Here is a 10,203-nt window from a genome sequence, read left to right as displayed (position 1 = left end):
GGCCGAGGATGACCAGCGGCCAGGCGATGACCCCGATGAACGGGATCAGCGAGAACAGGGCACCGAGGATGCCGAGCACCAGGGCGGTGGTGCCGAGTCCGTTCTTCGGTGCGGGCGCCGGGGGCTGCGGCGCCCCGTTCTGCTGCGGCGGGCCCCACTGGGGCGGGACCTGGCCCTGTGGCTGGTGGTAGGACGGCGGCGGGGTGGTGGGCCGGTTGTCCGGCGGCTGCGAAGTAGTCACACCGGACGTTTCGCCAAAACGTGGCCGGCCGTTTCCCACGGGACGGCCGAATACGCATTATTGATGAGACATCCGGCGTAGACTTGACTAGACCAGATAGCCGGTATCGGCTGCATCCTCGCCTGGGCCAGATGCCCCTTGCTCGTGCGCCTGGAATCGACCGCGGGCATGAGCGGCCGCGGGTCGAGGTTGCTCGGCAGTCACCTCGTGTCGGCTACCAGTGCAGCCAGCTGATGAGCTGTTGGCCTAGCTGCATTCCGAGCAGCCCGACCAGAGCGACCGGGGGTGGCGCGGGGGAGCGCACCTTGAGCAGCCCGTAGCCAACGCCGACGAGTACTCCGATACCGAGGGATATCGTGGACGAGCTGTCGGGGGTGGGCTCGATCAGGGTGAGGTAGTCGATCAGCAGCAGGCGGGAGTGCGGGGCGCGTTCGCGTGCCCGCTCCACGATCTCGGCCTGCGCCGCGGCGACCGCGGCGAACGCCTCGGGGTTCGATTCGGGGGTCGTGCGGAACCTGACGAGATCACCGAGCCGTTCGCGCCTCGACGCGGACAGCAACGGCAACCGGCGCGCCACCGTGGTCGCGGCTGCCCCCGCGAGCAGGGTTCCCACGTAGCCGAGGTCGTTGCCACCGGCCGTGATGGTCACGAGCGCGGTGTCCGGGATGACCGCCTCGATCTGCGGTGGGCGCTTGTTCTGGGGGTGGTGAGGATGGTGGCCGTCGTCGCACCGGAGTAGGTGACGTCGACCAGGTCGAGCTCCAGGGTCTCCGCGATCCGGTGGGCGTAGTTGCGGCCCGAGCGCAACGCGCTCCTGTCCAGCACCGGTGTGATCCCGGGACCTGCGGCGAAGGAACTGCCCATCGCCACGTACTTCGAGCCTGGTTGCAGAGCCATGTCCGACAGCGTCGGGGCGCCGACGGTCAGTCGCCAGGGATCCCGGCCGGGCGGGGCTGCGGTGCGTACTGGACGGAGCCCCATGCGGCCTGGGCGCCGCTGTCGCCGATCCGGACGACCTGCACGGCGGAGACGGCGGCGAACAGCACCGTCAGGACGGCCAGGACCACCAGGGCGACCCGCGCACCCCCGCTCGTGACCGCGGCGGGCGCGGCCATGGTTCCGGGGCCGTCGGCACGGGCCACGGCCAGGGTTCGCTCGCTGCCGCGGCGACGAAGGTGGTCGAGGACCACGAGGGCGAGGACCGCCACGAACAGCGGAGCGACGAACACCAGGAGCTGGTCCCCGAGCTCGGCGTGGGTGGCGATTGCCGCGGTGCGCGGAAGGTTGTGCTCGAGGCCTTCGCCGGTGCTGGTCGCGAGGGGGACGGAGATCGCGGCCAGCGCGGTGACCACGACGACCGGCCACCCCCAGCGAGGGCGCATCCTGGGCCAGACGGCGACGAGCACAGTGCCGATCACCGCGGCGGGGACCAGGACCACCACGGCGTGCACCAGGAGCGGGTGCAGCGGGAGTCCGGACAGGAACGTGGGCACGGGCGACCTTTCGGAGCGGGACGTGTCGCCACCGATCGTCGCGGGTGAATCTCAGAGGTTCCTTGGAACCGGGACAGGAGCGCCCGGCAGGGTGAGCCTGAAGACTGCCCCTCCGTCACCGGCCGCGGAAACGAGGTCGACGCGTCCCTCGTGGGCTGCGGCGATCTCGGCAACGAGGGCGAGCCCGAGACCATAGGGCCGCCGTCCGGTGCCGATGGGACGTGCGGCGGTGGCGAAGCGGTCGAACAGCCGGGGCACCTGTGTGGGGTCGACGCCGTCTCCGTCGTCCCGGACCTCGACCACGGCGTGGCCGTCGTCCGCCCGAATCTCGACCCGGACGGCACGGCGGGCGTGGCGGACCGCGTTGTCGACCAGCGCAGTGACCGCACGCCCCAGCGCTGCCTCGGACCCGAGCGTGGACACGGAGCCGGGGGCGTCGAGGTGCAGGGTGATCTCGCCGCCGTTGCCGGCCTCGGCCTGAGCGGCGGCGAGCACCGCACGGCACAGAGCGACGAGGTCGACCGGCTCGCGTGGCCGCTCGGCGAGGGGATCGGCGGCCAGGAGCAGGTCCTCCAGGATCGCGGTGAGGCGGCGGCTGTCGCCCACCACACCCTCGATCTCGTCGAGCAGGCGTTGGTCGGATGTGGGGTCGCGGCGCAGGCGCCGGCGTAGCAGCTGTGCGCGGGTACCGAGCAGCGTCAATGGGGTGCGCAGCTCGTGGCCGGCGTCGGCGACGAAGCGACGTTGCAGCGCCAGTGCCGCGGACAGTGGGGTCATCGCCCGGTGCCCCAGCCAGGTCCCGGCGACGCCGGAGACGAGCAGCCCGGCCAGGCCGATGGCGAGCATGGCTCCCAGCAGCCGGTTGCGTTCGGCGTGGTTTGCGGTCAGGTCGAGGATCGCCTGCACGGTGACACCGTCGGGCCGGCGCATCGTGGAGATCTCGTACTGGATCTCGCCGACGTTGCGTTCGACCGCCGGCGGCGATCCGCCGCCTGCTGCGTCGGCCAGGGCGGCGCGGTCCGCGACCCCGGCCGGGAGCCCCGGCGTCTCGTGGACGGCCCCGTTCGCGGTACGGAGGACCAGAAAGGTGCCGGACGGCGGGTCCTCGACGTCGTCGGCGTGCGCGATCGCACTGTCGAGCTGTGCGCTGACCTGGGTACGTTGGGCATGAATCAGGATGAGACCAGCCGCCGCGGTGAGCACGACGACGAGCAGAGCGGCCAGGGCCGCGGCCTGGACCCCGAGCCGGATCGCGGCCCGCCGGGCGAGGACGGCCTCGCCGGCGGGGTGTGCGGTCATGTCGCCGGCCTTCCGAGCCGGTAGCCGCGTCCGCGGACGGTCTCGATCACGCCGCGACCGAGTTTGCGGCGCAGGTAGTGGACGTAGGTGTCGACCACGACGGGGTTCTCCGCTTCGGGGAAGGCCAGCGCCAGCAGGTCGTCGCGGCCGAAGACCTGCCGGGGGCGGCCGGCGAGGGTGGCCAGGAGGTCGCGTTCGCGTGCCGAGAGTCTGATCCGGCCGGTCGCGGTGACCACCTCGCTGGAGTCCAGGTCCAGGTGGGCGTCGCCGACGGGTAGCAGGCGGGCGGTGTCGAGATGGCGGCGGCGCAGGGCGCGCAGGCGCGCCAGGAGCTCGTCGACGTCGAACGGTTTGGCCAGGTAGTCCTCCGCGCCGGCGTCGAGACCCGCGACCCGGTCCGCCGGGTTGCCGAGGGCGGACAGGATCAGCACCGGGATCACGATGCCGCTCCGGCGGAGCCGAGCGAGCAGGTCGAGACCGTCCACGGCCGGGAGCCCGCGGTCCAGTACCGCGACGTCGTAGCCGCGGGTCAGGCCGTAGTGCAGGCCGGTATGCCCGTCATGGGCGACGTCGACGACGTAGCCCTCCTCGGTGAACAGTTCTGCGAGCATCTCGGCGAGCTCGGTCTCGTCCTCGACGAGCAGCACGCGCGCCGAGGCGCCTCGCAGGCCGGACTCCGAGGGACTCCACATGGTGGCCATCATGGAGCCACGGCGCTCGTCCTGGCCGCCGGGTCCCGCTGGAACCGTGCATCGCGGTCCCAGGAAGTTCCAAGAAAGTCGGCGTTCGCTTGGTCAGATGAACGAGAACCAGCCCGCTCGGCGCGAGGCCCGCGACCGGGCGGTGCGACGGGCATCGAGGACGACCGGATGGGCGGCCATCGGGGGTGTCGCTGCGACCGCTGTCGCCGCCGTCGTGTTCGCCCAGTCCTCCGCGTCGGCCGCGGTCCCGGTGGACGCGGGCGCAACGGCTTCCTCCCGGCATCCCGCGATCCGCGGCGGGCTGGTGGCCCCGCCGAACGGACCCCAGGCTTCTGACACCACAGGGTCGGGCGTGGGCGCCGGCTCCGGACCGTCCCTGCAGCCCCCCGCGGCCGCCCCTCAGGCGTCGTCAGGCGGTCATGCACACACCCGTTCGGGGGCGTCGTGACCGCCCTGACGTCGGGCGAAGTGCGGGGGCGCTGATGTGGACCTGGTACGCCAGCCGCGGCGCCGGACTCGTGTCGATCGTGCTGCTGACGGCGACGATGCTGCTGGGCATCTCCGGGATCGCCCGCGCGGCCTCGGCCCGCTGGCCCCGGTTCGCTCTCTCACGACTGCACCGCAACCTGTCCATGCTCGCGGTCGCCTTCGTGGCGCTGCATGTGGCGACGGCCGTACTCGACGGCTATGTCGCCATCCGCTGGATCGACGTCGTCGTCCCCTTCCTCGGCACCTACGAACCCTTCTGGCTGGGACTCGGCGCGGTCGCCCTCGACCTGCTGGCCGCGGTCGTCGTCACCAGCTTGCTGCGGACGCGGATGGGGCTGCGGGCCTGGCGGGCCGTGCACTTCTGCGCCTACGTGTGCTGGCCGGTCGCGGTCGTCCACGGGCTCGGGCTCGGTGGTGCGGACTCGACGACCGGGTGGGTCCTCGCCCTGACCCTGACCTGTGTCGCCGCCGTGATCGCCGGGTTGATCTGGCGAGCCCGGGCATTGACTCGCGACGACACGCCGGCGGTGACACGGTGACCAACGCCCGCGTCGATGCCGACCGCCTCCCACCTGACGTGCGGCTGCTCGCCCCCTGGTACGCCGACCAGCGGCCGGACGACCTGGCCGCGCACGTGCGCCGCCATGGGCCGCTACCGGAAGCCGGGGCGGAGGAACTGGCCGAGCTCGTCGACGACGCGGGTCTGCGCGGACGGGGTGGAAGCGGGTTTCCCACCGCGGTCAAACTCCGCGCGGTCGCCGCCCGCCGCCCGCGCCGGCTCGGAAGCAGGCGGGCCGTCGTCGTCGCCAACGGCTGTGAGGGTGAACCCGCGTCCGGTAAGGACGCCGCCCTGCTGCACTGCGCCCCGCACCTGGTCCTCGACGGGATCGCGATCGCAGCGACAGGGCTCGGCGCGAGCGAGGCGATCCTGTGCGTCCACGAAGGCTCACCCGGCCTCGAGCCGCTCCGCCGCCACGCCTCGGCCCGCCATGATCCGGTGCCGGTGCGGATCGAGACCGTCCCCGCGCGGTACGTCGCCAGCGAGGAGTCCGCCCTCGTCCAGTACCTCAACGGCGGCCCGCCCGTACCGACGACCGCCCCGCCCCGCCCCGCCGAACGCGGCGTCGGCGGCGCCCCGACCCTGGTCGACAACGTCGAGACCCTCGCCCATCTCGCCCTCATCGCGCGCCACGGGCCCACCTGGTTCCGGGCCCTCGGCACCCCCGACCTGCCCGGGACCCTCCTGGTGACCATCGGCGGGGCACTCCGCCGACCTGGCGTCGTCGAGATCGCCGCCGGGACACCGATCGGTGACGTCCTCGATCTCGCGTGCGGCCCGACGGAACCGGTCCACGCCGTGCTCAGCGGCGGCTACGGCGGTGCCTGGCTCGGCCTCCACGATCCCGCGACCCTTCGCACCCCGCTCACCCACGAGGCCCTTCGAGCCGCGGGCTCCGTACTCGGCGTGCCCACCCTGCTCGCCCTGCCCGCCCGTGCCTGCGGGCTCGCCCAGACCGCACACCTGCTGCGCTACCTGGCCGGCGAGTCGGCCGGCCAGTGCGGCCCCTGCCGGTTCGGGCTCCCGGCAGTCGCCGACGACGTCGCCGCCATCGTGCACGGCACCCCCGAGGCGCGCCGGGCACACGGCCGCCTGGCCCGGCGCCTGGACCTCGTCGCCGGACGCGGCGCGTGCGCGCACCCCGACGGCGCCGCCCGACTCGCCCGCAGCGCCTTGCGGGTGTTCGCTCAGGATCTGAAGCAGCACCTCGCCGGACAACCCTGCCGGGCCGCAGCCGGAGCCCCGGTCTTCCCGATGCGGGAGCCGTCGATTCCCCACCTCCCGGCCCAACGTGCCCGACCGGGCACAGGAGCGAGATCGCGATGACACGGACCCGGACACCCTCGCGGAGCGCCGCTCACCGTCGCCGAGGGCCGCAACTGAGCGTCGACCCGATCGCCTGCGCCGCACACGGCCTGTGCGCGGACCTGCTCCCCGACCACGTCGGGCTCGACGAATGGGGCTATCCGATCCTCGACCACGGCCGATCGAGCGGCCCGATCGGCGCCGACCAACTTCCCCACGCCCGCGCCGCAGTGAGCGCCTGCCCCACCCTCGCCCTCCGCCTCGACCACCCGCGGGACCCGTCGTGAGCTCCCCGGATGCGGCGCAGACGGACGCTCACGACCGAGAGCCGCACGTCGGTGGCCTCGGCGGCAAGCTGAACTGGCTCCGCGCCGGCGTGCTCGGTGCGAACGACGGCATCGTCTCCGTCGCCGGCCTGGTGGTCGGCGTCGCGGGCGCTACCGCGGCACGGGCACCGATCTTCACCGCAGGTCTCGCCGGCCTGGTGGCCGGTGCGGTCTCGATGGCGCTCGGCGAGTACATCTCGGTCAGCAGCCAGCGCGACACCGAGCTCGCGATGCTCGCCAAGGAGAAGCGCGAGCTGCAGGAGGACCCGGAGAGTGAGCTCGCGGAGCTCGCGGCCCTGTACCGGGCCAAAGGCCTCAGCGAGCAGACCGCCGACACCGTCGCGCGTGAACTGACCGCACACGACCCCCTGATCGCACACCTCCAGGCCGAGCTCAACCTCGATCCCACCGAGCTCACCAGTCCCTGGCAGGCGGCGGGCGCCTCGGCGCTGTCGTTCGTCCTCGGCGCGATCCTGCCGTTGCTCGCGGTCCTGCTCTCCCCCGCCGCATGGCGGATCCCGGTCACCGTGGCGGTCGTCCTGGTGGCCCTCGGTCTCGCTGGTGCGCTGAGCGCGCGCATCAGTGACACCGGCTCGCGCCGTGCGGTGCTCCGGGTCGTTGTCGGCGGAGCCGCCGGACTCGCGGTCACCTACTTCGTCGGCCACCTGTTCGGCGCGGCTGTGGCCTAGGAGGTCCGTGAGCATCGGGACCGGCCCGTGGCTCACGAAGCGGTGGTGATGAGCAGCGCCGGCCGGGCCCCGTGGCGGCCGGGCCGCTACTGCAGGGCGAGGGTCCGGATCACCTGGCGGGCGGCCTCTCCGCCGGACTCGACGGCCGTGCGCACGGCGGTCGGGACGTCGATGTCGTCGAGCAGCGCGGTGCTCACGGCCGCGACGGCCGCGGGAGAAGCGTCCCGGCGGGCCGCGGCGCGGTAGAGCGCCTCCAGCAGGTCGGAGGCGTCGTCGAGTCGGCGGGCTGGGCTGGTACCTGCTGCAGTGCCTCACGGCGGGCCAGCGGGCAGAGGCGGACGAGGCGGCGTGGTTCGGGTCGCCGCTGTCGTGGCCGCGCAGCGCGGGCACCTCTGTGCTCTCGGAGATCGTCGTCGGGCTCGGCGCATCGTTGGGGCGGGAGGCCGCCCCGAAGCTGATGGGCGCGTTGTCCGGGGGTCTGCTGGCGCGCTGGACCGGTATGGACGCGGGCCAGCGCCGGCTGCTCGTGGCGTGCGGCGCGGGGCTGGCAGCGGTCTACGACGTGCCGCTGGCCGGGGCCCTGTTCACGGCGGAGATCATGATCGGGGTCATCACGCTGCCCGTGGCGTTGCCGGCGCTGGTGTGCTCCGGCGTCGCGACGGTGACGGCCTGGATCTCCCTGCCCGACCAGGCCGTCTACCTCGGCGTCCCGGACCACCGGCTGACGGTGTCGGCGCTGGTGTGGACCGTGGTGGCGGGCCCGCTGATCGGCATCGTCGCCGTGGGGTTCATCCGGCTGATCGCCTTCGTCTCCCACCACCGGGCGCGCGGACGGCAGGTGCAGATCGCGCCGCTCGGGGCGTTCGGGCTCCTGGCGGGGCTCGGGCAGTTCTTCCCGCAGCTGTTCGGCAACGGAAAGGGCATCGCACTCGACGCGTTCATGGGAACAGCGGGATGCTGCTCCTTCTCGCGTTGCTGGTCCTCAAGCCCCTGGTCACGGCCCTGTGTCTGGGGAGCGGCGCGTCAGGCGGCCTGCTCACCCCGACGCCGGCCACCGGCGCGGCGCTGGGCGGCTTCCTCGGGATCGCCTGGTCGCATCTCTGGCCCGGCACACCGGTCGGGGTATACGCGCTGCTCGGTGCCGCAGCGCTGCTCGGAGCGGGCATGCAGGCTCCGCCGACCGCACTCGTCCTGGTCCTGGAGCTCACGCACTCCGGCTTCGCGATCATGGTGCCGCTCGTGATCGCGACATCTCTGGCGACCGCGGTCGCACGACGGGTGGACGGGTACTCGATCTATTCCGGGCGGCTCGCAGCACGACCGGGTGCGGCGGGGCCCCGAGCTCGATGATGTCCGCCGGGCCGCTCGTGGCCCCAGCTCGCGACGCGGGAGGTTCCTCGCCGATCCGTGCACCCGATCGGCGGTCCGGGCTCTGAGGATTCTCCAAGAACTCGTGACGAAGCTGCACTCATGGATTCGCCCGTTTCAGTCCGGCTCGAGGCCTGTGAGCGCGGGCTGCGCCGCGCCAGGCGGACGACCGGGTGGGTCGCGGCCGGCGGGGTCGCGGCATCCGCGCTCGCCGCGGTCGCGTTCTCCCAGCCCGCCGCCTCGGCGTCCTCGGCCGCAGCTGCGCCCCCGACCCGGTGGTCCGCGCCGCCGTCCTCCGACCCTTCACCCCTACCGGCCCAGGCCCCCACGCCGACCCAGGCCCCCGCGCGGCCGAATCCCGGCCCGGCGACGCCGGCTGCTCCGCGCAGGTCGCGCCAGGTCGTCGTCCCGCCGAACGGATCGTCGACGCCCACCCTCCGTGCCCCGGTGCAGCCGCCTGCGGCTCCCACCGGATCGGGTGGGTCGCACGCCAGGTCGGGAGCGTCGTGACGACGGTCGCCGCGCCCGAGCCGTTCGCCGAGAGCTTCCCGGCGCTCGGCACGACGGCGACGGTCCTGGTGACCGAGCGGAGCGCGCTCGGCGACGCCTCGAGGATGCTGCGCGACGACCTGGACGAGCTGGACCGCGCCTGCAGCCGCTTCCGGGAGGACTCGGAGATCCGGCGGCTCGACGACGTTGCGGGCGCTCCCGTGGTCGTCGGTCCGGTGCTGGCCGATCACCTCGACGCCGCGTTCCGGGCGTCGTCGCTGACCGACGGCATGGTCGACCTCACCGTGCGGACCTCGCTGTCGGAGCTGGGGTACGACCGGGACTTCGCCGAGGTCCGGGGCGTGGGCCCGAAGGTGGGCGAGCCTTGCCCGGCGCCGGGATGGTGGCGGGTTGGCTGGGACCGGGCCGAGCGGACGATCGTGCTGCCGCACGGCGTCGGGCTCGATCTGGGAGCCACTGCGAAGGCTCTGGCTGCGGACCGGGCGGCGCACCGGATCACCGCCGCCCTGCGCTGCGGGGTGCTGGTCAACCTGGGCGGGGACATCGCCGTCGCTGGGGCGGGACCGGCGGCGGGCTGGCGTGTCACGGTGACCGACGATCACACGAGTACCGGGTCCGCGGACCAGCTCGTCGGCATCCACGCCGGCGGGCTGGCGACGTCGGGCGTGGTCCGGCGCAGGTGGCGGCGGGGCGGGGCGGAGCTCCACCACATCGTCGACCCGCGGACCGGCATGCCGGCCGACGGCCCGTGGCGGACGGTCAGCGTCGCGGCGGGATCCTGCCTGGACGCGAACATCGCCAGCACGGCGGCGATCGTGCTGGGTGAGGACGCGACCTGCTGGCTGACCGAGCGGGGGATCCCGGCCCGGCTCGTGACCGCAGCCGGGGAGGTCCGCACCGTCGGCCGGTGGCCCATCGGTCACCGCCGCGGGGCGGGACGTCAATGAGGTCTTTCCACTTGGCGTCAGCCGGCCTGGATGAGGACCAGGACGGCCTTGACCAGGTCGGTGACCCGGCGCGGGAGCAGCGGAGCCTCCGCAGGACGCGCCAGGCCTTGAGCTGGGCGTTGGCTCGCTCGCCGCGGTCACGGCGACTGCTGGTGGCAGGCGGTCGGGCTGCGGCGACGAGCTCGGCGGCGCGGCGCGGGCACGACCGGATCTTGCGCAGGTTGCGCCAGTTCTTCAGCTCGGCGTTGACCCGCTCGCCGGGTCCGCGGCAGCGGG

General features: G+C 73.6%; 10 protein-coding genes and 4 pseudogenes. 6 read left to right on the top strand and 8 right to left on the bottom strand.

Translation table 11 applies throughout. The features are described 5' to 3' along the window. The 6 genes and pseudogenes from JWP64_RS01210 to JWP64_RS01185 form a co-directional block, all read right to left on the bottom strand. A pseudogene (locus tag JWP64_RS01210) lies at positions 1–241 on the bottom strand (hypothetical protein); the annotation flags it as partial. Positions 242–455: 214 nt separating this feature from the next. Beyond that, complete coding sequence (locus JWP64_RS01205; RefSeq protein WP_297491180.1) at positions 456–890, bottom strand: DUF1427 family protein; 435 nt, start codon at positions 888–890, stop codon at positions 456–458. Then, complete coding sequence (locus tag JWP64_RS01200) at positions 887–1,138, bottom strand: hypothetical protein (protein WP_297491177.1); 252 nt, start codon at positions 1,136–1,138, stop codon at positions 887–889. The genes JWP64_RS01205 and JWP64_RS01200 overlap by 4 nt, the downstream gene beginning before the upstream one ends. 26 nt (positions 1,139–1,164) lie before the next feature. Beyond that, positions 1,165–1,734 (bottom strand): DUF2231 domain-containing protein, encoded by a 570-nt coding sequence (locus JWP64_RS01195; RefSeq protein WP_297491174.1) that lies wholly within the window; start codon positions 1,732–1,734, stop codon positions 1,165–1,167. Between the two features lie 51 nt (positions 1,735–1,785). Then, the gene (locus JWP64_RS01190; RefSeq protein WP_297491172.1) at positions 1,786–3,033 is read right to left on the bottom strand and encodes a HAMP domain-containing sensor histidine kinase; all 1,248 of its coding nucleotides are present in this window, start codon (positions 3,031–3,033) and stop codon (positions 1,786–1,788) included. Then, complete coding sequence (locus JWP64_RS01185) at positions 3,030–3,725, bottom strand: response regulator transcription factor (RefSeq protein ID WP_297491170.1); 696 nt, start codon at positions 3,723–3,725, stop codon at positions 3,030–3,032. Before JWP64_RS01185 ends, JWP64_RS01190 begins: the two co-directional genes overlap by 4 nt. 491 nt (positions 3,726–4,216) lie before the next feature. Between JWP64_RS01185 and JWP64_RS01180 the strand changes: the two genes are divergently transcribed. The 6 genes and pseudogenes from JWP64_RS01180 (at position 4,217) to JWP64_RS01155 (ending at position 9,927) form a co-directional block, all read left to right on the top strand. Next, positions 4,217–4,762 carry a ferric reductase-like transmembrane domain-containing protein gene (locus JWP64_RS01180; protein ID WP_297491167.1) on the top strand — a complete coding sequence of 182 codons (546 nt, stop codon included), beginning with the start codon at positions 4,217–4,219 and terminating at the stop codon, positions 4,760–4,762. After that, complete coding sequence (locus JWP64_RS01175) at positions 4,759–6,108, top strand: NADH-ubiquinone oxidoreductase-F iron-sulfur binding region domain-containing protein (protein WP_297491166.1); 1,350 nt, start codon at positions 4,759–4,761, stop codon at positions 6,106–6,108. The genes JWP64_RS01180 and JWP64_RS01175 overlap by 4 nt, the downstream gene beginning before the upstream one ends. Then, complete coding sequence (locus tag JWP64_RS01170; RefSeq protein WP_297491163.1) at positions 6,105–6,374, top strand: ferredoxin; 270 nt, start codon at positions 6,105–6,107, stop codon at positions 6,372–6,374. The genes JWP64_RS01175 and JWP64_RS01170 overlap by 4 nt, the downstream gene beginning before the upstream one ends. Then, entirely contained in the window at positions 6,371–7,102 is a 732-nt protein-coding gene (locus JWP64_RS01165) for a VIT family protein (RefSeq protein WP_297491160.1), read from the top strand. Before JWP64_RS01170 ends, JWP64_RS01165 begins: the two co-directional genes overlap by 4 nt. Positions 7,103–7,496: 394 nt before the next feature. Further along, positions 7,497–8,452 (top strand): annotated as a pseudogene (locus JWP64_RS01160) (chloride channel protein). Between the two features lie 524 nt (positions 8,453–8,976). Further along, entirely contained in the window at positions 8,977–9,927 is a 951-nt protein-coding gene (locus tag JWP64_RS01155) for an FAD:protein FMN transferase (protein ID WP_297491155.1), read from the top strand. Between the two features lie 17 nt (positions 9,928–9,944). On the opposite strand, the pseudogene JWP64_RS01150 reads toward JWP64_RS01155, so the two are convergent. Beyond that, positions 9,945–10,060 (bottom strand): annotated as a pseudogene (locus JWP64_RS01150) (IS5/IS1182 family transposase); the annotation flags it as partial. Positions 10,061–10,114: 54 nt separating this feature from the next. Then, positions 10,115–10,203, bottom strand: a pseudogene (locus JWP64_RS01145) (IS5/IS1182 family transposase); the annotation flags it as partial.

The sequence above is a fragment of the Pseudonocardia sp. genome (assembly GCF_025465255.1).
Lineage (GTDB): Bacteria > Actinomycetota > Actinomycetes > Mycobacteriales > Pseudonocardiaceae > Pseudonocardia.
The sequence above is the reverse complement of the archived record's forward strand: the minus strand, read 5'-3'. Positions and strand labels throughout refer to the sequence as shown.

Bases quoted from the DNA above. Each gene is read 5' to 3' on its own strand.
- JWP64_RS01200 (WP_297491177.1), bottom strand. From the start codon at position 1,138: ATGGCTCTGCAACCAGGCTCGAAGTACGTGGCGATGGGCAGTTCCTTC.
- JWP64_RS01190 (WP_297491172.1), bottom strand. From the start codon at position 3,033: ATGACCGCACACCCCGCCGGCGAGGCCGTCCTCGCCCGGCGGGCCGCG.
- JWP64_RS01185 (WP_297491170.1), bottom strand. From the start codon at position 3,725: ATGTGGAGTCCCTCGGAGTCCGGCCTGCGAGGCGCCTCGGCGCGCGTG.
- JWP64_RS01180 (WP_297491167.1), top strand. From the start codon at position 4,217: ATGTGGACCTGGTACGCCAGCCGCGGCGCCGGACTCGTGTCGATCGTG.
- JWP64_RS01170 (WP_297491163.1), top strand. From the start codon at position 6,105: ATGACACGGACCCGGACACCCTCGCGGAGCGCCGCTCACCGTCGCCGA.